This window comes from Streptomyces sp. NPDC005151, assembly GCF_053599875.1.
This window is the reverse complement of the sequence record NZ_JBSFYR010000002.1, coordinates 263139-284110: the sequence shown is the minus strand read 5'-3', so window position 1 is coordinate 284110 and position 20972 is coordinate 263139. Positions and strand designations below refer to the sequence as shown.

The 20972-nt window shown below is 70.4% G+C and carries 18 protein-coding genes and 1 pseudogene; 5 read left to right on the top strand and 14 right to left on the bottom strand.

The window, feature by feature from the left end:
* Positions 1–93: 93 nt before the first annotated feature.
* Positions 94–300: pseudogene (locus ACWD6R_RS02895) on the top strand (NF041680 family putative transposase); the annotation flags it as partial.
* A 161-nt stretch (positions 301–461) separates the two neighbouring features.
* On the opposite strand, the gene ACWD6R_RS02890 reads toward ACWD6R_RS02895, so the two are convergent.
* The 8 genes from ACWD6R_RS02890 to ACWD6R_RS02855 form a co-directional block, all read right to left on the bottom strand.
* A complete protein-coding gene (locus tag ACWD6R_RS02890; RefSeq protein ID WP_451817047.1) occupies positions 462–1358 on the bottom strand; it encodes a TrmH family RNA methyltransferase in 897 nt (298 codons plus the stop codon).
* Positions 1359–1422: 64 nt separating this feature from the next.
* Positions 1423–2679, bottom strand: a complete 1257-nt coding sequence (gene cobA / locus ACWD6R_RS02885) for a uroporphyrinogen-III C-methyltransferase (RefSeq protein ID WP_451817046.1) — start codon at positions 2677–2679, stop codon at positions 1423–1425.
* A 286-nt stretch (positions 2680–2965) separates the two neighbouring features.
* Positions 2966–6259 (bottom strand): nicotinate-nucleotide--dimethylbenzimidazole phosphoribosyltransferase, encoded by a 3294-nt coding sequence (gene cobT / locus ACWD6R_RS02880; protein ID WP_451817045.1) that lies wholly within the window; start codon positions 6257–6259, stop codon positions 2966–2968.
* Between the two features lie 334 nt (positions 6260–6593).
* Positions 6594–7805: a precorrin-6y C5,15-methyltransferase (decarboxylating) subunit CbiE gene (cbiE, locus tag ACWD6R_RS02875; protein WP_451817044.1), complete on the bottom strand. Its 1212-nt coding sequence runs from the start codon at positions 7803–7805 to the stop codon at positions 6594–6596.
* Between the two features lie 106 nt (positions 7806–7911).
* Positions 7912–8589: a GNAT family N-acetyltransferase gene (locus ACWD6R_RS02870; protein WP_266987834.1), complete on the bottom strand. Its 678-nt coding sequence runs from the start codon at positions 8587–8589 to the stop codon at positions 7912–7914.
* A gap of 102 nt (positions 8590–8691) precedes the next feature.
* On the bottom strand, positions 8692–9558 hold the full coding sequence (locus ACWD6R_RS02865; RefSeq protein ID WP_451817043.1) for a MetQ/NlpA family ABC transporter substrate-binding protein: 867 nt from the start codon (positions 9556–9558) through the stop codon (positions 8692–8694).
* A gap of 75 nt (positions 9559–9633) precedes the next feature.
* Entirely contained in the window at positions 9634–10305 is a 672-nt protein-coding gene (locus ACWD6R_RS02860) for a methionine ABC transporter permease (protein WP_451817042.1), read from the bottom strand.
* Positions 10302–11378 carry a methionine ABC transporter ATP-binding protein gene (locus ACWD6R_RS02855; protein ID WP_451817041.1) on the bottom strand — a complete coding sequence of 359 codons (1077 nt, stop codon included), beginning with the start codon at positions 11376–11378 and terminating at the stop codon, positions 10302–10304. The genes ACWD6R_RS02860 and ACWD6R_RS02855 overlap by 4 nt, the downstream gene beginning before the upstream one ends.
* A 628-nt stretch (positions 11379–12006) precedes the next feature.
* On the opposite strand from ACWD6R_RS02855, the gene ACWD6R_RS02850 reads away from it, so the two are divergent.
* The gene (locus ACWD6R_RS02850; RefSeq protein ID WP_451817040.1) at positions 12007–12366 is read left to right on the top strand and encodes a hypothetical protein; all 360 of its coding nucleotides are present in this window, start codon (positions 12007–12009) and stop codon (positions 12364–12366) included.
* Between the two features lies 1 nt (position 12367).
* Positions 12368–12796 (top strand): hypothetical protein, encoded by a 429-nt coding sequence (locus tag ACWD6R_RS02845; RefSeq protein WP_451817039.1) that lies wholly within the window; start codon positions 12368–12370, stop codon positions 12794–12796.
* Between the two features lie 11 nt (positions 12797–12807).
* Here ACWD6R_RS02845 and ACWD6R_RS02840 read toward each other — a convergent pair whose 3' ends face one another.
* From ACWD6R_RS02840 to ACWD6R_RS02830, 3 genes are all read right to left on the bottom strand, one after another.
* Positions 12808–13311, bottom strand: a complete 504-nt coding sequence (locus tag ACWD6R_RS02840) for a GNAT family N-acetyltransferase (RefSeq protein ID WP_366132902.1) — start codon at positions 13309–13311, stop codon at positions 12808–12810.
* A 46-nt stretch (positions 13312–13357) separates the two neighbouring features.
* Entirely contained in the window at positions 13358–13894 is a 537-nt protein-coding gene (locus tag ACWD6R_RS02835; protein WP_451817038.1) for a sigma-70 family RNA polymerase sigma factor, read from the bottom strand.
* 99 nt (positions 13895–13993) lie between these two features.
* On the bottom strand, positions 13994–15157 hold the full coding sequence (locus ACWD6R_RS02830) for a glycerophosphodiester phosphodiesterase (RefSeq protein ID WP_451817037.1): 1164 nt from the start codon (positions 15155–15157) through the stop codon (positions 13994–13996).
* 234 nt (positions 15158–15391) lie between these two features.
* Between ACWD6R_RS02830 and ACWD6R_RS02825 the strand changes: the two genes are divergently transcribed.
* Positions 15392–16063 (top strand): lysophospholipid acyltransferase family protein, encoded by a 672-nt coding sequence (locus ACWD6R_RS02825; RefSeq protein ID WP_266987816.1) that lies wholly within the window; start codon positions 15392–15394, stop codon positions 16061–16063.
* 262 nt (positions 16064–16325) lie between these two features.
* Here the strand turns inward: ACWD6R_RS02825 and ACWD6R_RS02820 are convergent, their stop codons facing one another.
* Positions 16326–17870 (bottom strand): MFS transporter, encoded by a 1545-nt coding sequence (locus ACWD6R_RS02820; RefSeq protein WP_451817036.1) that lies wholly within the window; start codon positions 17868–17870, stop codon positions 16326–16328.
* Positions 17867–18418, bottom strand: a complete 552-nt coding sequence (locus tag ACWD6R_RS02815; protein ID WP_451817035.1) for a TetR/AcrR family transcriptional regulator — start codon at positions 18416–18418, stop codon at positions 17867–17869. Before ACWD6R_RS02815 ends, ACWD6R_RS02820 begins: the two co-directional genes overlap by 4 nt.
* Before the next feature lie 409 nt (positions 18419–18827).
* Between ACWD6R_RS02815 and ACWD6R_RS02810 the strand changes: the two genes are divergently transcribed.
* The gene (locus tag ACWD6R_RS02810; RefSeq protein WP_451817034.1) at positions 18828–19982 is read left to right on the top strand and encodes a DUF2716 domain-containing protein; all 1155 of its coding nucleotides are present in this window, start codon (positions 18828–18830) and stop codon (positions 19980–19982) included.
* A 97-nt stretch (positions 19983–20079) separates the two neighbouring features.
* On the opposite strand, the gene ACWD6R_RS02805 is transcribed toward ACWD6R_RS02810, so the two are convergent.
* The gene (locus ACWD6R_RS02805; protein WP_451817033.1) at positions 20080–20514 is read right to left on the bottom strand and encodes a hypothetical protein; all 435 of its coding nucleotides are present in this window, start codon (positions 20512–20514) and stop codon (positions 20080–20082) included.
* Positions 20515–20972: the final 458 nt, after the last annotated feature.

The window sequence follows — 20972 nt, the reverse complement described above, 5'->3', positions numbered from 1 at the left end:
GACCGGAACCCCAGTCTGCCGCCTGGACACCGAGCTGGGAAAACCCGCTGAACGTATCCATCAGCGCAGGTAGACTGCGCGCCCATCCAGGTCTTGCCCCTCGCGGTCGACGTCTCCAACTGGCTCCGCCCCGATGCTCCCACCAGTGACGAGCGTCTGTTCTGCCATGTGTACGGGCACGGACGCAGCGCGGATCAGCTCATCCCCGGCCGGCCGTACTCTTTTGTCGCCGCCCTGGAGCGCGGCCGCACCTCGTGGTGCGCGCTGCTGGACGCGCTGCGGCTGGGCCCGGCCGACGACGCCGACCCCCGCAGTACGGCCGGGCGCTTCGCGGAACGGTGGAACCTCCGCGTCGGCGAAGTCACGCGGTTCAGCAACGGCTACTGCTCCGAGCTCGTCGACCCCGACGACAAGGGCGCCACCGAAGTCCAGCGGCAGACGAGTCGGCCCGTACGCCGGGTTCAGGCTACTCGCGGCCGGGTCGCGTAGAAGGCCACAGCCGAGGCGGCCGCCACGTTGAGGGAGTCGACACCGGCGTCCATCGGGATGCGGACGTGCTCGTCGACTGCGGCTAGGGTCCCGGGGGTGAGGCCGGCGCCTTCCGTGCCGAAGACCAGGGCGAGTTTCTCGTCGTTCCGCGCGGCGAGTTCGTCGAGGGTGATCGCTCGGCCGCTCAAGCAGAGTGCGGCGACCGTGAAGCCTTCGGAGCGCAGGACCTCGACGTCCTTCGGCCAGGACTCCAGGCGAGTCCACGGCACCTGGAAGACGGCCCCCATCGAGACCTTCACGGACCTACGGTAGAGAGCATCGGCACAGCGCGGGGTGAGGAGGACCGCGTCGACGCCGAGGGCAGCGGCGTTCCTGAAGGCAGCACCCAGGTTGGCATGATCGACGATATCCTCGAACACGGCGACGCGCCGAGCAGCACCTTCTTGTAGACCCAAAGGCAACACCGCGCCGATGTTGGTGGGGTCGTTGACCGCCTCCATGACGACGACGCGGCGGGTCGTCGCCAGCAGCTCCTCGGCCGTCGGCAGCGGCTTGCGCTGCATGGAGGCGAGCGCGCCGCGGTGCACGTGGTAGCCGGTGACGCGTTCGGCGAGCTCCGGGCTGACCGCGTACACCGGGGCCGGAACCTCGTCGATGACGTCGCGCATCACATCGACCCACTTTGCGGAGAGCAGCATCGAGCGCATCTCGTACCCGGCGTGCCGGGCGCGTCTGATCACCTTCTCGCCCTCGGCGATGAAGAGTCCTTCGGCCGGCTCCCGCCTGCGCCGGAGTTCGACGTCGGTCAGGCCCGTGTAGTCGCGCAGGCGAGGGTCGTCGGGGTCGTCGACGGTGATGAGATCTGCCACAGGTTGATACTGCCTTGTCCGGTGTGTGGTGCCAACGGCTTGGAAAAAGATCCGTTACCGCTGGTTACTCGGTGGGGTGCGGGGCGGTGTCCGTACCGACCGCGACGACATCGCCGATGACGATCACGGCCGGGGGCCGCACCTCTTCGGCGACGGCCCGTTCACCGACGGTCGCGAGGGTCGCATCGACGCGGCGCTGGGATGCCGTGGTGCCCTCCTGGACCAGGGCGACCGGTGTGTCCGGGGACTTGCCGTGGGCGATGAGGGCCTTTGCGATGGCGCCGATCTTGTCGACGGCCATCAGCAGCACGAGGGTGCCGCGCAGCTGCGCGAGCGCTGCCCAGTCGACCAGCGAACGCTCGTCGTCGGGGGCGACATGACCGCTGACAACGGTGAACTCGTGGGCCACCCCGCGGTGGGTGACGGGGATTCCGGCCGCGCCGGGTACGGAGATCGAGCTGGAGATGCCGGGGACGACGGTGCACGGGATGCCCTCGGCGGCGAGCGCCTGCGCCTCCTCCATGCCCCGGCCGAAGACGAACGGGTCGCCGCCCTTGAGCCGGACGACGGCCTTGCCCGCCTTGGCGTGCTCGATGAGCGCCTGGTTGATCGCCTCCTGCGCCATGAAACGGCCGTACGGGATCTTCGCCGCGTCGATCACCTCGACGTGCGGCGGCAGTTCGTCGAGCAGGTCGCGCGGGCCGAGCCGGTCGGCGATGACGACATCGGCCTCGGCGAGGAGGCGACGGCCGCGCACGGTGATCAGGTCGGGGTCGCCGGGGCCGCCGCCGACCAGGGAGACACCGGGGGCGGGGCGGGTGCGGTGGTGCGGGGCGGCGAGCGTGCCGTCGCGCAGGCCCTCGACGATGGCGTCGCGGACGGCGGCGGAGTGGCGCGGGTCGCGGCCCTGGGCGTCGGTGGAGAGGACGGCGACGGTCACGCCCTCGCTGCGACCGGTGGCCGGCGTCCAGGCGGTGGCCACGTCAGCGTTGTCGCTGCGCACGCACCAGGTGCGGGTGCGCTCGGCCTCGGCGGACGCGGCGTCGTTCGCGGCGGCGTCGTCGGAGGCGATGAGCGCGTACCAGGTGTCGGTCAGGTCCCCGTCCTCGTACCGGCGGCGCTCCCAGCGGATCTCACCGGCGTCGGCCATCGCCTCGACGGACGGAGTCGCGGACGGCGATACGAGGGTGATGTCGGCACCCGCCGCGATGAGCGCGGGGAGGCGGCGCTGCGCGACCTGACCGCCGCCGACGACGACGACGCGGCGCCCGCTCAGGCGCAGTCCGACGGGGTACGCGGGGTGATCGGCGTGCTCGGCCATGGCGGTGCGGGCTCCTCGTGCAATGCGGGGTGCGGGCCGCTGCGGCGGTGGAGCGGCTGTGACGTGCGGTTTTGCGGGGCGTGGGTCCACGATACGGGGTGTGTCGGGGCGCGGGGCGGGCCGGTGGGGCGGGTGGAGGCCACTGCGCGGAGCTGTCCCCTGCCTGCCCCTGCCCCTGCCCCTGCCCCTGCCCCTGCCCCTGCCCCTGCCCCTGCCCCTGCCCCGAAACCGTGGCTCAGCCCGGCCGAGCGCCTCGGACGCCGGCCGGGCCGAGCACGGCCGAGCGCTACTTCTCGGTGACGCCTGCCGAGTTGAACGTCGCCACCTCGTGCATCGCCCGCGCCGCGCTCTGCACGATCGGGAGCGCCAGCAGCGCACCCGTTCCTTCGCCGAGGCGGAGGTCGAGGTCGACCAGCGGGCGCAGACCCAGCTTGTTGAGCGCGGCTACGTGGCCGGGCTCGGCGCTGCGGTGGCCGGCGATGCATGCGGCGAGGGCCTCGGGGGCGATCGCCCGGGCGACCAGGGCCGCGGCGCCCGCGCTGACGCCGTCCAGGATGACGGGTGTACGGAGCGAGGCGCCGCCGAGCAGGAAGCCTGCCATCGCGGCGTGCTCCAGGCCGCCGACCGCGGCGAGTACACCGATCGGGTCGGCCGGGTCGGGCTGGTGCAGTTCGAGGGCCCGGCGGACCACGTCGACCTTGCGGGCGTGCATCTCGTCGTTGATGCCGGTGCCGCGACCGGTCACCTCGGCCGGGTCCATGCCGGTGTACACGCAGATCAGTGCGGCGGACGCGGTGGTATTGGCGATGCCCATCTCACCGGTGAGCAGGCCCTTGTTGCCCGCCGCGACCAGGTCGCGGGCGGTCTCGATGCCGACCTCGATGGCCGAGAGGACCTCCTCGCGGGTGAGGGCGGGGCCGGTGGTGAAGTCGGCCGTGCCGGCGCGTACCTTGCGGGGCAGCAGGCCGGGTGTCGCGGGCAGCTCCGTGGCGACGCCGACGTCGACCACGCACACTTCGGCGCCGACCTGGGACGCGAACGCGTTGCAGACCGCGCCGCCGCCGAGGAAGTTGGCGACCATCTGGCCGGTGACCTCCTGCGGCCACGCGGTGACGCCCTGGGCGTGCACCCCGTGGTCCCCGGCGAAGATCGCGACGGCCGCGGGCTCCGGGATGGGCGGCGGGCACATCCGGGAGAGGCCCGAGAGCTGTGCGGAGATGATCTCCAGCATGCCGAGCGCACCGGCCGGCTTGGTCATCCGCTTCTGGCGTTCCCAGGCCTCGCCGAGCGCCTTGGCATCCAGCGGGCGGATGTTGGAGATGGTCTCCTGCAGCAGGTCGTGCGGTTCCTCGCCGGGCAGGGCGCGGCGGCCGTACGTCTCCTCGTGGACGACCCAGGACAGCGGGCGGCGCTTGGACCAGCCCGCCTGCATCAGTTCGGGCTCCTCGGGGAACTCGTCGACGTAACCGACACAGAGGTACGCGACGACTTCGAGGTGCTCGGGCAGGCCCAGGGCGCGGACCATCTCGCGCTCGTCGAAGAAGCTGACCCAGCCGACGCCGAGGCCCTCCGCGCGAGCGGCGAGCCACAGGTTCTCGACGGCGAGCGCCGAGGAGTACGGGGCCATCTGCGGCTGGGTGTGCCGGCCGAGCGTGTGGCGGCCGCCGCGGGTGGGGTCGGCGGTGACGACGATGTTGACCGGGGTCTCGAGGATCGCCTCGATCTTCAGTTCCTTGAACTGCTTGGCCCGGCCCTTGGGCAGCGACTTGGCGTAGGCGTCACGCTGACGCTGCGCCAGTTCGTGCATGGAGCGGCGGGTCTCCGCCGAGCGGATGACGACGAAGTCCCAGGGCTGCGAGTGGCCGACGCTGGGCGCCGTGTGCGCGGCTTCGAGGACGCGGAGCAGGACCTCGTGCGGGATGGGGTCGCTGCGGAAGCCGTTGCGGATGTCGCGGCGTTCGCGCATCACCCGGAGCACGGCTTCGCGCTCGGCGTCGTCGTAGCCGGGGGCGGGTGCGGAGGCGGGAGCCGGGGTCTCCGCCGCGGCCTCCGCGGCCTCGGGCTCCGCCGCGGCGGCGGCCTGGACCGGTTCGATGGGCTGCTCGTCCGCAACGGGCTCCGTGTCGGCCGGCTCCGTGTGCCCGGAGACCTCTGCGGGCTCGGCGGCAACTGCGGGGGCCGCGTCGGCCACGGGGGCCGTGAGGTCCGGGGTCTCGATGACCTCGGGGCCGGTTTCGGGCTCCGGTTCGGGAGCCGTCACCGTCTCGGGCGCAGCCTCGGCCACAAGGACGGGGGCGGGGGCGGGCTCCTCCGGAGCGGTGACAGGCTCGGGGGCGACGACCGGCTCGGGGGCCGCAACCGGCTCCCGGACGGCGACCGGCTCGGGGGCCGCAACCGGCTCCTGGACGGCGACCGGCTCGGGGGCCGGTGCTTCGACCGCCTCGACCGGATGGACGGTCTCGGCGGTCTCGATGACCGGGGCGGGTGCGGGCTCGACGACGATCGCCACGCGCTCGGGCTGGGGTTCGGGCGCGGGCTCGAATGCCACGACCGGCTCCGCGACCGGCGTCGGGGCCAGATGCGGGGTGGTCGGCACCGACCCCTCCACCGGCACGAACTGGCCTGCGGGCGCTGCTTCCACCGGCGTCTCCACCGGAGCGGGGGCCTCCGCGGACGGCTCGAACGGAACCTCGGCCGCAGCCGGCACGGCGACCGCCTCTGCAGCCGGTTCGGCCACCGGGGCGGGCTCGACGAACTCCGGAACGACCGCTTCTGCGACGGGTTCCGCGGCCACGGGCGCCGCGACCTGCTCCGGCGCATGGGCCGCCCACGGGCTCCCGCCCTGCGGCAGGATCTCGCCGAGCTGCGGGCCCGGCAGCACAGCCGCTTCGGTGCCCGGCTGGTCGAAGTACTCGGGACCGGTGGTGGGCGGTCCCGCGTGCCGTGCGGGCATCGGGGTCTGCGGCGCGCCCGCCGGTCCTCGGTCGGCGAGCGAACGGACCACTCCACCGGTCGGCGTCCCGCCGTAGGACAGGGTCGACTCGCCCGAGGCCGGGCCGCGGTGCAGCGGTCGGCGTACGGGGGCGGCGGCCTGCGCCACCGCAGCCTGTGCGGGAGCGGGGGCCTGGGCCGGCATACGTACGCCATTGAGGTCGACGACACCCGAGTCGCGGCCGCCGGACTCGTGCGTGCCCTGCCCGGTCCCGGTCATCGCTCCGGCCACCGCCTGCTGCACGGCGTACACCGCCGGGTCCGGCGCCTGGACCTGCACGGGTCCCTGGGCCTGTACGGCCTGCATGGCGGGCCGGCCCTGCGGCTGCGCCTGGTAGGCGGCCTGCTCGGCCATGGGTGCCTGCGCCTGCACGGCTCCGCCGTCCGTCGGCTGACCGGGGGCAGGGGCCACCTGCTGGTCGCTCCACGCGCCCTGCGGGCTCGGCATCAGCAGAAGGTCGTCGTCCTCGGACACATGCTCGGAGGGATCGAGGAAGGTGTACGCACCCGGGGCGGGGATGCCCGGTTGCTCCACCATGCCTGCGTTCTCCGGCAGTCCCTCGCCCGGGATCTGGCCGGTGTCACTCATGCGTACCCCTCGCCCATCGTCAGTGCTCCTTCGGCCCTTCGCCCGGGACGCCCGAACACGGCACGCCGGTGCTCGTCATGAAGAACGAGCGGGCTCGCCGCGCGGCACGAATCGGACGCGGACGTGCATCATTCTCGCGGCCGTTCGCCGCCGCGACAGGCAGTTCTGCCACGGCTCGCTGTGGGCTGCGCCACGTTGCGCGTCCCCCGGGGTTTGCCGTACCACAACGAGGCCCAAAACGGTCCCCTTTTCCTGACATTGACGAACGAACCGACGAACGTCCAGGTGCGGTGCAACGATCGGCCAGCCTACCTCGCGGAGTACACCGGCCGGGTCACGGGGCGAGGTCCGATCGCACTGCCGAGAGCAGAAACACAACCGAGCGTTCGCGCTCCGCCCATGCGGACGTGTCGAGTTCGACGGACTGGAGGAGTGCGCACTCGACCGTGTAGTTCCCGGTGAGTGCGGCGCCGAGTGCTTCGGCCTCGTCGCGGGTCGAGGCGTGGGTGACGATCCGTTCGGGCCGGCGGTCGGCGACGGCGGTGACGACGGGGACGCCGCCGCCCCCGATCCGTACGACATCCGGCTCGGGCAGCCGCTCCAGCACATGGGGTGCGCGGCCCTGGACGACCTGGAGCTGTACACCGAAGACGCGGGCAGCGGCGGCCGTTCGGGCGCAGGCGTCCGGGTCGCTGTCGACCGCCAGGACCGCCGCACCGAACCGCGCCGCATCCACGGAGAGGGCGCCGCTGCCGGAGCCGATGTCCCAGACGAGGTCGCCGGTACGCGGGCCGAGGCGGGCGAGTTGGGCGGCGCGCAGCCCGGGGGACTCGCCCTCGGGGTCGGTGGCGCTGTCCGGACAGGTGTCGGAGGGCAGCGCCCAGCCCCGTGCGCCGTGGGGGTGGCGGCCCGAGATCCAGGCACCGGTGGTCTGCTGTTCGGGTCCGCCGCCGATGACGATCACCACGTTCGGGTCGCGCCAGACGTGGTCCGCGGCCTTGTCGGAGGTCAGGACGGTGACCTGTTCGCGTGCGGTGCCGAGTTCCTCGCAGATGACGAAGGTGCGGTGGACGCCGTCGAGGAGCAGGGCGAGTTCGGCGGGTCCCGCACCGGGCGAGGTGAGGACGGCGACCTTGTGGTGGGCGCGGCAGACGTTGACGGCGCGGCGCAGGGTGCGGGGGTGGGCGACGACAATCTGGGCGTCCTCCCAGGGCATTCCGGCGCGGGCGAACGCGGTGGCCACGGCCGACACGGCGGGCACGACTTCGACTTCCAGGCCGTGTTCGGGTGCGCGGAGGTTGCGTACGACCCCGAAGAAGCCGGGGTCGCCGTCGGCGAGGACCACGGCGGTGCCGCGGTGGCCGGCGATCCTGCGGGCGGCCAGGTCGATGGAGCCGAGGCGGATCCGTTCGGCTGCTGCCGGAACTTCGGGGAGAGCGAGGTGGTGGGCGGCGCCCGCGACGAGGGTGGCGGCCGAGAGCGCGGCCGTGGCCACCGCGGTCAGTGGCGAGCCGTCCCAGCCGATCACCGTGACCCGGTCGGCCATCTGTCGTCAGTCTCCTGGAGTCGTCGCAGGTGGGCTGCCCACGAGAGGGCGGGCAGGGTGAGACTATCCGGTCCCCGACCGGTCTGTACCGGTGCGGTCCCCGGCGTCAGTTCCAGTCGCTGTAGGTGCCGTAGCCGCCCGCGTCGGCCAGCTGCTCGGCGACTCCGTCGAGGTCCTCGGGGAGCAGGCCCCAGACGATCAGGTCGGTCCTGATGTCGGTCCAGCCGCCGTCCTCGGTCTGAGTGCGCGCTATCCGGGCGTTGCGCAGGACGCCCTCGCTGATGCAGCCGAGCTTCTGGGCGACCTGCTGGGAGGCGGTGTTATCGGCGGCGGTGCGCAGTTCTATGCGTTCGAAGCCCTGGTCGCGGAAGAGCCACTGGGCGACGGCGAGGACGGACTCGGTGGCGTATCCCTCGCCGCGGGCCCAGGGGGCCGTGATGTAGGCGGCCTCGGTGGCGAGGGTGCGCCAGTCGGTGTTCCGCAGCCTCACCGAGCCGACGAGGCGCTGGGTGAGGAATTCGGTGACGGCGAAGACGATGCCGTCGCCGCCCGTTCGCTGTGCAGGAGCGATCCTGCGGACCCAGCGTTCGGCGTCGACCTGGGTGTAGGGGTGGGGTGCCTCGGTCCAGGCGGTGACGAGTTCGTCGTTCATCATCTCGACATACGCGGGAACGTCGGCCATGTCGAAGGGGCGCAGCACCAACCGATCCGTGCTGATGGAGATGGACGGAAAGGTGGAAGTCATGCGCAGCTCCATGCCGAAGACCGTGTAAAGGCACAGCATGCAGCATGGGACGGACCTTGCGCATGGCCGGGTCCGCACGGCGGAGCCCCGCGCACCCCGGTGGGGTGCGCGGGGCTCGGCCACGCAGGTGCGGTACGGGTGTCAGGAGTTGCCGAGGGCACCGAAGGCGGGGATGACCGCGCCCCGGTAGGTGTCCTCGATGAACTTCTTGACCTCGTCGGAGTGGAGGAGCTTCACGAGCTTCTGGACGCGGGCGTCCTTCTCGTTGCCCTCCTTCACGGCGAGGATGTTGGCGTACGGGTTGCCGTCCGCCATCTCCAGCACGAGGGCGTCCTTGGAGGGCTTGAGCTTGGCCTCGATGGCGTAGTTGCCGTTGATGACGGCGGCGTCGACATCGTTCAGGGCGCGGGGGACGGTTGCGGCCTCCAGCTCCTTGAACTTCAGGCCCTTCTTGTCCGTGATGTCGCTGATCTTGGCGTTGGTGCCGACGCCGTCCTTGACGGTGATCAGGCCGTTCGCGGCGAGGAGCTGAAGGGCACGGCCCTCGTTGGTGGTGTCGTTCGGTACGGCGATGGTCTGGCCGGCCTTGATGTCCTTCAGGTCCTTGACCTTGTTGGAGTAGAGGCCGAGCGGCTCCAGGTGCACATTGGCGACCGCGACGATGTGGGTGTTGTTCTTCTTGTTGAAGTCGTCGAGGTACGGCTGGTGCTGGAAGAAGTTGGCGTCGACCTGGCCGTTCTCGGTGGCGGTGTTCGGCAGGACGTAGTCCGTGAACTCCTTGACCTCGAGCTTGAGGCCCGCCTTGGCCGCCAGGTTCTTCTTGACGAAGTTCAGGATGTCGGCGTGCGGCGTCGGGGACGCGGCGACGACGAGCGCCTTGGAGGTGTCGGCCTTCGCGCCGGTCTCGCTCTTGGAGGCCGGATCGGACGACGTACCGCACGCGGTGAGGCCGAAGGCGAGGGCGGCGGTGGCGGCGGCAGCTGCGGTGATCTTGATGTTCTTACGCACGAAAAGTGCCTCTTTCTGGTGGTGAGGGTGGTGCGCCCGGACAAGGAGTTCGGGCTTGTGAGCGGAGAGAAAGTCTCAGGAGGCGGTGCGGCCCCTGCGGGCCAGCAGGCGTACGGCGATGTCGCCGATCAGCTGGACCGCGGTCACGATGACGATGAGCAGCGCGACGGTGATGAGCATGAACCGGTTGTCGAAGCGCTGGAATCCGTAGGTGACGGCCTTGGAGCCGAGTCCTTCGCCACCGACCGCGCCGGCCATCGCGGAGTACCCGATGAGCACGATGACGGTGGTGGTGATCCCGGAGACGAGCGACGGCAGGGCCTGCGGCAACAGGACCTTGCGGACGATCGTCGGGATGGATCCGCCCATCGACTGGACGGCCTCGACGAGCCCGTGGTCGACCTCGCGGATCGATGTCTCGACGAGCCGGGCGAAGAACGGGATGGCGCCGACGGCGAGCGGCACGATCATCGCGGTCGGGCCGATGAAGGTGCCGACGACCCAGGTGGTGAAGGGGATCAGGGCGATCAGCAGGATGATGAACGGCAGCGAGCGGCCAATGTTCACGATCACGCCGATGGCCTTGTTCACCACGGTGCTCTGGAGCAGTCCGCCCTTGTCGGTGAGGACCAGCAGCACGCCGAGGGGCAGTCCGACGAGGACGGTGACGAGCGCGGACCACAGCACCATGTAGAGGGTGTCGACGGTTCCCTGGGACAGCAGCGGCTGCATTTCGGACCAGGTCACTTGGCCACCTCCTTGGCGAGCGGGGTCTGGGCGAGCGGGGCGGGAGTCTGTACGGGGATGTCGGCGGGGGCCGTGTCCACGACCTCGGCCTGCAGGCCCTGCTCGCGCAGGAAGCCGATGGGTACGACGTTCTCCTCGAAGCGGCCGGGCAGCTCGATCCGCATCCGGCCGATCTGGTTGCCGCCGACGGTGTCCATCGCTGCGCCCAGGATCGAGATGTCGATGTTGTACGTACGGGAGAGCTGGGAGATCACCGGCTGGGACGCCGCCTCGCCGTGGAAGGTGACGTCGACGACTGTGCGGTCGGGGCCGGAGGCCGTACCCCCGACCGGGAACAGCTCGTGGGCCAGTTCGGAGCCGGGGGTGGCGAGCAGTTCGCCGACGGTGCCGGACTCGACGATGCGTCCCTTCTGCATGAGCGCGGCCGAGTCGCAGATCGTCTTGACGACGTCCATCTCGTGCGTGATCAGCAGGACGGTCAGGCCGAGCTGCTGGTTGAGGTCGCGCAGCAGCTGCAGGATGGAGCGGGTGGTCTCGGGGTCGAGGGCGGAGGTCGCCTCGTCGGAGAGCAGCACCTTGGGATCCCCGGCGAGGGCGCGGGCGATGCCGACGCGCTGCTTCTGACCGCCGGAGAGCTGGCCGGGGTACGCCTTCGCCTTGTCGGCGAGGCCGACCAGGTCGAGGAGTTCGAGGGCCTTGCGGGTGCGCTCCCGGCCCTGGACGCCCAGGATCTCGAGCGGCAGCTCGATGTTGTCCTGGACGTTGCGCGAGGCCAGCAGGTTGAAGTGCTGGAAGACCATGCCGATGCGGCTGCGCGCCTCGCGCAGCCCCTTGCCGGCCCGGCGGCCCCGGCCCGCGAGGGCGGTGAGGTCCTGGCCGGCCACGGTCACGGAGCCGGAGGTGGGGCGTTCGAGCAGGTTGATGCAGCGGATCAGGGAGGATTTGCCGGCGCCGCTCTGTCCGATGACGCCGTACACCTCGCCCTCGCGGACGTGCAGGTCGACGCCGTCCAGGGCGGTGACCTCACGGTCGCGCGACTGGTAGACCTTCGTGAGGCCCGTAGTGGTGATCACAGGGTTTCCGTCACTGTCGAGTGCACGGCGCGGTGTCCGCCGGGCACGGGGCGTTCGTCTGATGAGACTGTTCGGACTCGGATGTTCGGGCCCGTGGGTCTCGGCAGGGCTGCGGGCGGCGGGTGACCGGGGGCAGCGCATGCGGGGGCAGGCTCGTTCCGCTGGGTGCGGACGGCAGGGGCTCGGTCTCGCTTCGGGGCGCGAGGCTCAGGCGGGGGCCCTCAGAAGGCGCGCATTCGACACATACAACGAGCACCGGGCGTGGTGATCGCCTCGGTCGCAAGGATGCGGCTGCTCGTCGTGGTCATGGCGCAAGTAAAACAGACGTCACGTTCCACCAAGCCCGCGTGTCCGAATAGCGGACACTTCTGGTCAGTCCATGGACCGCCCCATCGGACGGCCGCGATCCCGGTGACACCGACCGTGACCTGCGACGATACGGCGACGGGGCGGTCGGAACCCATCGGCGAGCGGCCCGCACCTGTCCTGCGTTGTGGCCAAGGCCACCGCCTTGATCCCTGCCGTCGGAAGCAGCGCCCGGGCGCGGATCTGCACGCGCATCCGCACCGGCCGGCCCGGGCACGGGGGCGCACGCGGGACGCCGTCCGGTCCGTAATACCCTCGCCTCATGCTTGTCGCCCTGACGGTCGCGGTCACCGTGGCCGCGCTCGCCCTCGCCGCCTGGTGCGGTTTCGCCGCCTACCGGGACCAGCCGACCAAGGACTGGCACTTCATCGGAATGGCCGTGGTGTCGCTGCTGGCGCTGGCCCAGTTGGTGGTGGGCATCGTGCTGCTGGCCCGGGGCGAGCGGCCGGAGCAGGGCATGACGATCTTCATCTGTTATCTGATCGGCGCCTTCGCGGCCGTGCCCGCAGCGGGTTTCCTGTCGCTGACCGAGCGGACCCGGTGGGGTTCGGTGACGGTGGCGGCGGGCGCGGTCGTACTGGCCGTCCTGGAAGTACGGCTCTACGACATCTGGGGAAGCTGACGTGACCGACACCGACCGCCGCGCCGCCGGCGAGAAGACCGGCTTCCAGCTGGGCACCGGACCGGGCCGCGTACTGGTCTGGTTCTACGGGGTGTTCACCGTGGCCGCCGCCTCCCGCGCGATCGTCCAGATGATCCTGGACTTCGGCAGGGCACCGCTCGCCTATGTGCTGTCGGCCGTCGCCGCGCTGGTGTACGGCTTCATCACGTACTCGCTGGTGCGCGGCGGCGAGAAGGCGCGCAGGACGGCGCTGGTGTGCTGCGCCGCCGAGCTCGCGGGCGTACTGATCGTCGGTACGTGGACGCTGGTCGAGCCGTCCGCCTTCGCCGACGCCACCGTCTGGTCGTACCTCGGCAGGGACTACCTGTTCATCCCGGTGATCCTGCCGGTCACCGGGATGATCTGGCTGCGTCGCGCGAGGAGCGCGTAACGCCCGGCCCCCTAGGCGCTGGCGACGTAGGCCTGTTCGGCGACGTCCTTCTCCAGAAGGATCAGCCGGACACCGTCCTGACCGGTGGCGCTGCCCACGGGGGCGTAACCCGCTCGCCGGTAGAGCCGCAGATTGGTCTCGCTGCGGTGCCCGGTGTGCAGCCGGAACCGGGTGGCCGACCGCTGGTCGGCGAGTGCGGACTCCGCGGCGTTCAGCAGCCGGGCGCCGAGCCCGTGCCCCTGGAGCCGGGGGTGCACACAGAGCTTCCCTATCTCTCCGGTGCCGTCCGGATCGGTGGATCCGCGTACCGAGCCGACGACTTCGTCACCGAGCCGTGCCACGAACACCAGGTTCGCGGTCACTTCGTCACGGACCGAGTCGAGGGTCTGCACCAGCGGGTCGATGCGGTAATTCCCGTAGAGCTCCGCCTCGCTCTGAAAACAGAGGTACTGGAGCTTCAGTATCTGTTCGGCGTCCTCCGCGGTCGCCGCCGAGATGATCACACTCATGCCCATGTGTGCATGCCTCCCGCTCACCTGGTCCACCGGTTGTCCCCTGCTCCTATCCCCGCAGTTCAGGAACGACAACCTCCGCCGCGAGCATTCTGCGCAGACATCCAAGGCATCGGGAACGGATCGGCCCCAAACTGCCTTGTGACATACCCAACTTCCCTGCGATTTCCTTGTACGTGAAATCGGTCGGGGCGAGCATCGCCGCCAATAGGCTCGCGCACCGTCCGGGCAGCCGCTCCACCGCGGCGTGCAGCGCGCGGCGTTCGTCGGCGCCGACCGCGGACCGCTCGGGGCAGTCGGCCGGATCCGGGACGGTCCCATCGGCGTACGGACGTTCGCGCCGCGCGGTACGGCGGGCGCGGCGTGCCTCCTCCCGTACGGTGTCGCGGACCCAGCGGGCCGGGTCGGCCGGCGGTGTCCGGTCCGCGAGCAGTTCCAGCAGCCGCACCCAGACGGTCTGTTCGAGATCGGCAGGTTCGACGGCCGCGCCCGCTGCCGCGCTGCCGGCCTCGGCCGTCGCCTCGGCGCTGACGAGGGGGTACAGGGCGCGCACGACGGCGGCGGGGGCGTCTGCGGGAAGCGTCATGCCTCACCTTGACGCGCCCCGCGGACGGGCGGTTGCCGTCCGCGGGGCGCATCACCCGACCGGGGCATGGCCGGCCGGGTGCTGACGCGGGGCGATGTGTCAGTTCTTCGTGAAGTCCTCGGCGGCGAGCAGAGCGGTGTCCGGGTTGTCGGAGAAGATCCCGTCGATACCGGTCGCGAAGTACGTCCGGAACGCGCCGAAGGCGTCGCCGTACGCGTTGGGGTCGGTGCCGCGACGGAAGTCGGCGGGCAGGAAGGAGTTCTCGTTGCGCATCGTGTACGGGTGCAGGATCAGGCCCTCCTCGTGCGCGTCCTGCACGAGGGAGGTCGGCGTGGTGAGCCGGCCCGACGCGTCCTTGGGAATGATCAGGTCCAGCGTGGGGCCGATGCCCTGCGCGAAGGACGCCATCCACTTCAGCCCCGCGGGGGTCACGAGGTCGTCGACCGTGCGCGGGTCGCCGGTCGCGACGAAGTCCCAGGGCCGCGATCCGGCGCCGGAGAGCAGGACGACGCGCGGCGAGGCGACGAGCTTCGACAGCCGCTGGATGCTGCTGGGTTCGAAGGACTGGAGGATCAGCGGCGACTGCGTGCGGTGGCGGTTGTAGCGGCGCAGCAGCTTGGCGAGCGGCTCCTCCAGGCCGAGCCCGAGGCCGCGGAAGTAGGTGGGGTGCTTGGTCTCGACGTACAGCCATATCTGCTTGCCGCGCCTGCGGCCCTCGCGGTCGGCCCACTGGAGCACTTCTTCGAAGGTGGGGACCTCCCAGCGGCCGTCGTAGACGGTGTTCTTCTGGCGGTTGCCCGGGATGCGCTCCTTGGCGCGCAGCGTCTTCAGCTCTGCGAGGGTGAAGTCCTCGGTGAACCAGCCGGTCAGGGAGACCCCGTCGATCTTCTTGGTGGTCCTGCGGCCGGCGAACTCGGGGTGGGCCGATACATCGGTGGTGGCGGTGATGTCGTTCTCGTGGCGGCAGACGAGATGGCCGTCCTTGGTGGGGACCAGGTCCTGCTCGATGATGTGCGCGCCCATGTCGAGGGCCAGCTGGTACGAGCCAATGGTGTGCTCGGGCCGGTAGCCGCTCGTGCCGCGGTGGCCGATGACGGTCGGCACGGGAAGGTCCAGCCGGCTGCCGTGGTCGCCGCCGTGGCCGCCGGACCGCTCGGCGGCGTCCGCCGTGCCGGAAAGTCCGAGCGCGGCCGTGCCGAGTACGGCCGCTCCCGCTCCCAGGACGGTTCGACGACCGGGGTTCGCCTGCGCACGCTCTGTCATGAATGCTCCCTCGCATGTGATGTGTGGCACCGTCGACCGAGGCCCGATCGTAGGCAGCCACACCGTCGGGACGGCAGCTCATGGACGAACATGGCGGAAACACACATCAACACTGCGTGTCGACTCGATGAACCCGATGTGCGATCAGCGAGTACCCGCGAGTATCGTCCTCACCTGCATGGACCGTCACGATCCCGCGCCTCGGCCGGCCCGGCCACTACACCGGAGGAACCGTTGTCCCGACACGCACTCATCAAGGCAGTGCTCGGACCGATCTTGCGCCTGATGTTCCGCCCCCAGGTGGAGGGCGTGGAGAACATTCCGGGCGACGGTCCGGTGATCCTCGCGGGCAACCATCTGACGTTCATCGACTCGATGATCATGCCGATCTGCTGCGACCGGCCGGTGTTCTACATCGGCAAGGACGAGTACGTGACGGGCAAGGGCCTCAAGGGCCGGCTGATGGCCTGGTTCTTCACCGGCTGCGGCATGATCCCGGTGGACCGGGACGGCGGACGCGGCGGTGTCGCGGCGCTGATGACGGGCCGTCGGGTGCTGGAGGAGGGCAAGGCGTTCGCCATCTACCCGGAGGGCACCCGCTCCCCCGACGGCCGCCTCTACCGCGGTCGTACGGGCATCGCCCGGCTGACGCTGATGACGGGCGCGCCGGTGGTGCCGTTCGCGATGATCGGCACGGACAAGCTGCAGCCCGGTGGTGCCGGTCTGCCCCGTCCCGGCAAGGTGACGGTCCGCTTCGGCGAGCAGATGGAGTTCTCCCGGTACGAGGGCATGGACCGCGACCGCTATGTCCTGCGGGCGGTGACGGACTCCGTGATGGCCGAGGTGATGCGGCTGTCGGGCCAGGAGTACGTCGACATGTATGCGACGAAGGCGAAGGCCGCCTGACCGGACGTGTGGAAGGGCCCGTACCGCGTTCGGCGGTACGGGCCCTTCCGTATGTCGGGACAACCCGAATGGCCGTGGAAGGAGGGGTCCAGGACGCCGCTAAGACCGACCGGCAAATGGGGGGGGTGGGTGAAGGAGCGGGGCTGGGGTGCGCACATCGCAAGGCGGAGGATTGAGCCATGGCGGAGCCATGGTGATTGACGACAACGCCGCGAGGTGCGTGCCCCAGCCCCATGACGCCGCCCCCCATTTGCCGGTCGGTCTAAGGGTGTTCGATCTCCTCCTCCAGCGCCTGGCCGCGCAGCAGGAACCAGGAGGCGACGGCCGTCGCCAGCAGGACCACAGCGCCGATGCCCGCGGCGATGTGCAGCCCGTCGACGAACGCGTCCTGCGCCGCGGAGACCAGGGCGTTCCCCTGCGCCTCCGGCAGGCCGTGGGCCGCTTCGACCGCGCCGCCCAGTGACTCGTGGGCGGCCGCGGCGGTCTCGGCCGGGACGCCGTTCGGGGTGACGAAGTCCTGGTAGACGCCGGTGACGATGGAGCCGAGCAGAGCGATACCCAGGGCCGCGCCGAGCTCGTACGCCGTCTCGGAGACCGCGGACGCGGAGCCCGCGTGCTCCTTCGGGACGCTGGAGAGGATCACGTCGGAGGTCACGGTGAAGGCGAAGCCCGCGCCGATGCCGACGACCAGCAGTAACAGACCGATCAGCGGATAGCCGGTCTCCTGCTGGACGAAGGTGACGGCGGCGAGTGCGACGCCGACCGCCGCCAGTCCGGCGGAGACCACGGACCGGACCGAGAAGCGGCGGGCGGTCATGCCTGCGATCAGACCGCAGGCAACCGCGCCGACGGCCGCGGGCAGTTCGGCGAGCCCGGCCTCCAGCGGTCCGCGTCCCTGGACCAGTTGCAGGAACTGGGAGAGGAAGAAGACGAGCCCGGACAGGCCGAGGATGGTGAGCAGGTCGGCGAGGACCGCGCCCGAGAAGCCCCGGTGGTGGAAGAGCCGCATGTCCAGCAGCGGATCGGGGAGCTTCAGCTGCCTGTGGACGAACCAGTACAGCGCGCCCGCACCGCCGATGCCGGAGACCGCGACCTCCCAGCTCGCCCCGTGCGCGGCCAGCTCCTTGATCGCGTACACGACACCGATCATGCCGATCAGGGAGAGCGCGACACTGACCAGGTCCCAGGGGCCGGGCGCCGGGTTCTTCGACTCCGGGATCATGCGGATGCCGACGACCACGAGGACCACCATCACCGGCAGATTGATCAGGAAGACCGAGCCCCACCAGAAATGCTGGAGCAGGAATCCTCCGACGACGGGACCCACGGCCGCGCCCGCCGATGCCATGGCCCCCCAGATGCCGATGGCGAAGCTGCGCTCGCGCGGGTCGTTGAAGAGGTTGCGGATCAGGGCGAGGGTGGACGGCATCAGGGTGGCGCCGGCGACCCCGAGCAGCGCCCGCGCCAGGATCATCATCTCGGGGCTGCTCGCGTACGCGTTCAGCACGGAGACCGCACCGAACGCGGTGGCGCCGCTCAGCAGCAGCTTCTTGCGGCCGATGCGGTCACCGAGGCTGCCCATGGAGACCAGCAGTCCGGCGATGACGAACGAGTAGACATCGCCGATCCAGAGGAGCTGGGTGCCGGTCGGCTGGAGATCCTCGGTGAGGAACGGTGTCGCCAGACCGAGGACCGTGGCGTCGACGGCCACCAGCAGCACGGCGAGGACGAGGACGGCCAGCGCGATCCACCGCCCGGGGCGGCGCAACTCGTCCGACGTCTCCTCGTGCTGGTCGATGCTGGTCATTGCTCCACGCTCCGGCGTGCTCCGCCGAGCAGCAACTCGACGATCATGTACTGGAAGTCCTGTCCGGCAACCCGGCCCACCTGGACAGCCCAGGCACCGGTGGAGACGAGTCCGTAGAGGGCCTCGGTCAGCCAGGCCGGGGTCAGGTCGATCCTGAACTCGCCGCGCTCCTGACCGCGCCGGAAGAAGGCGGAGACTCGTGCGTCCGTCCGGTTCCAGCCGTCGTTCACCTCTTCGCCCTCGAAGAGCTGGTTCTCCGTGACGAGGAAGGACAGCAGTCCGGCGCTCGGTTCAACGGCCGCGATCAGCCGGCGCAGCGCCTCCTCCGAGGTTCCCTCGTCGAGCGCGGCGGCGTCCAGGGCCGCTTCGAACTCCTGGATCCCCAGGTTCTCCAATGCTCTGACCAGGGCGTCCCGTCCGGCGAAGTGCCGGTGCAGGGTGGCGCGCCCGATGCCTGCCGCCCGGGCGACCTCGTCCATGGTGGCGGTCGATTTACGGGTCAGCAGAGCGGCCGCGCTGCGCAGCACCTGCTCACGGTCGAGAGTCATGAGACGACACTAACCCATATGAGACAAGAATGTCTCATCGAATAATGCGTCGCCTCTCCCCGCCAGGAGGCGGGATCATGGCGCCATGAAGCCGCTGCTGCTGATCGACATCGACGATCCGCTTATCCGTGCGGTTTGATCCCGTCTCGCTGTCTCACTCGTCAGCTCCTCTGGACGGCAGTTAACGAGTGGTCGGCGACGGCGATCGTCCCGATAATCGCCATGGCCATGGACCGGGATGTGCCCGGCCAAGGGCTTGACGGATGGGGTGGACGCGCTGCTGGCGGCGTATGACGAGCAAGTGCGAGGGCATGTTCCGGGGCGGGCGCCGGTGGGGGCCGTGGTCGAGCGGGACGGGTCGGTGATTCGGACCCACTACGGCACGCACGGCACGGTTCGACACTCCCCCTTGGCCGACGGAACCGACCCGATGGAGATCACCGGGCTCATCCGCCGACAGCAGGAGGCATTCGCTACGCGATGCGAGCCGGCCGAGTGGCGGGCGTACAGCCACGACCCGATCCCTATGGACGAGCCGCTGCGTAACGCCGGCTTCGCGGCCGTCGGGCCGGAACGGACGCTGCTCATAGCCAAGCTCGACGACATAGCGGGCTCGGTGGCACCGTCAAGAGGCCTACGCATACGGCGGCTGGGCTATCACTACCACAGGCAGCGGGAGCTGAACCGTCTTGCCGAGGTGCGCGGCCCACACCCGCGCGGCTTGGCCGACATCCGCGAGGACCACGGGAACTTGCTGAACTGGGCGCTGAATGTCCAACTGCTGGAGACGGAGACCCGGCTCGTCGGCGCAGGCTGGGCGGAGGCCGTGGGAGCTACCGAGTTCGCAGCCGTACGGGGCATGACCGGGCCACACGTAGAGTTCCTGCCCCACTGGGTCCGCTGGGCCCGCAACAGCCGCGGCCTCCATGCGGGCACCGGTCCGGTGCCGGAGCGCCGCTATCTCACCGCCGAGGCACAGGCCGGACCGATGCTGGACGCTCTCCTCGCCGTCGGCTTCCGCGCCGTGTCGACCGTCCGCCACTATGCCTGGACGCCTATCGGCCCACCGCCCGCCACCACCCGCCCGGTTTCCATGCTGCTCGACGACCGGGATCACGACTCGCTGTGCGACGCGTTCAAGGCCGGCTTCGCCTTCAAGCCCAGTCACACCTACTACCCGTCCATCGAGGAGCCACCGGACTCCGTCACATGGCACGTTGGGGACGTCACCGACACCCGCCACACGTACGGGCTGATGCGGGATCTCCCGGACGACCACCGAGTCGCGCTTCTCCAGGGCATCGTTGAACGCGGACTGCGTGCTCTCGCCCGCCTGGTCCTCGACGCCGGCGATGACAACGCCATGGCTCTCTACCTCACCAAGGCCGATCCCCTGCTGATCCTGCGGCACCTCCTCGGCCATGCCAGCGTCGCCACCACCCAGGTGTACCTCCATCTCCTGGACACCCAGCGGATTTTCCGCCAGGCATACGAGGACGCCGACCCCGACCCGGCCGCCCGCCGGGAAGCCGACGCAGAATTCCAGGACACCGATGCCCGCTGAAATCCGACAGCCGCTCGCCGTTCAGTACACGCTCCCGGGTCAGCGGCCCTACCTCGGCACACTCCACGAGCTGCCCGACTCGGTACTGGCCGGCGACCTAGCCCGAGGACTTACTGCAGCCGCCCATCCCAACGGCCCGATCCGCACCTAACGCGAAGCCCGGCACGCCGTCCGGTGTGCCAGGCACCTCGCCCGCTACCTGCACGACACCGGTTTCACCGGCACTCTCTCCGGTCTCACTGCGACACAACTCACGCCCTATTGGCTGGAGTTCGGGTTCACATTCGAGCGGCACAGCCGCATCACCCTCAATGGCTTCCTCGCCGACGGCGGCACCCTCCACACCGGCATCCAAGCCCACCTCGAAGGAAGGCCGATCAACCAGCAGGTCGGGTCCACCCCTCATCGGCCCTACAGCGACGCGGAATGGCGGCGCATCGATCAAGCCGCCCGCACCGCCATCGACACCGCCTGGCAGGACCACCTCAAGGCTCTGGAATCCGCTGAACGCGGAGCCGACCCGATCGCCCACGGCATCACCCGGGACAATCTCGCCTGGACGATCCGTCGAGCTGGCCCCGTGCCGGTTCGCACGATCCGCGCGATGATTCCCGGAGCTTCTCGGGCGATCACAACCACAGTCCTGGAGATTCGCGACGCCCTGTTCCCATCCGGGTACACGGCACTCGTCTACAACCTCCGGCTGGCCATGCTGACCGGCGCCGTGCCCGACGGTATCGACACCCTGTCCGTACCCGACTTCACACACACCGGCCCCGCCACGGGCCTGCTGTGTAGAGGCCATCGAGGGACTCATCGAGGAAGCTCAGCGGGACATCCGCCGCAAGGCCGCGCCGCCGGTGATCGCCACCAGCCAAGACGCAGCCCGGTTTACTGCCGACTTTCCCCGCCTCGTTGCGGACGCCGGACTCGACGGCGATGCTATCCAGCGGCTACTGGCCGGCGATCAGAACGTATTCGTCGCCTCTT

Bases quoted from the DNA above. Each gene is read 5' to 3' on its own strand.
- cobA (WP_451817046.1), bottom strand. From the start codon at position 2,679: ATGGCCGAGCACGCCGATCACCCCGCGTACCCCGTCGGACTGCGCCTG.
- cobT (WP_451817045.1), bottom strand. From the start codon at position 6,259: ATGAGTGACACCGGCCAGATCCCGGGCGAGGGACTGCCGGAGAACGCA.
- cbiE (WP_451817044.1), bottom strand. From the start codon at position 7,805: ATGGCCGACCGGGTCACGGTGATCGGCTGGGACGGCTCGCCACTGACC.
- ACWD6R_RS02870 (WP_266987834.1), bottom strand. From the start codon at position 8,589: ATGCTGTGCCTTTACACGGTCTTCGGCATGGAGCTGCGCATGACTTCC.
- ACWD6R_RS02850 (WP_451817040.1), top strand. From the start codon at position 12,007: ATGCTTGTCGCCCTGACGGTCGCGGTCACCGTGGCCGCGCTCGCCCTC.
- ACWD6R_RS02840 (WP_366132902.1), bottom strand. From the start codon at position 13,311: ATGGGCATGAGTGTGATCATCTCGGCGGCGACCGCGGAGGACGCCGAA.
- ACWD6R_RS02835 (WP_451817038.1), bottom strand. From the start codon at position 13,894: ATGACGCTTCCCGCAGACGCCCCCGCCGCCGTCGTGCGCGCCCTGTAC.
- ACWD6R_RS02830 (WP_451817037.1), bottom strand. From the start codon at position 15,157: ATGACAGAGCGTGCGCAGGCGAACCCCGGTCGTCGAACCGTCCTGGGA.
- ACWD6R_RS02820 (WP_451817036.1), bottom strand. From the start codon at position 17,870: ATGACCAGCATCGACCAGCACGAGGAGACGTCGGACGAGTTGCGCCGC.
- ACWD6R_RS02815 (WP_451817035.1), bottom strand. From the start codon at position 18,418: ATGACTCTCGACCGTGAGCAGGTGCTGCGCAGCGCGGCCGCTCTGCTG.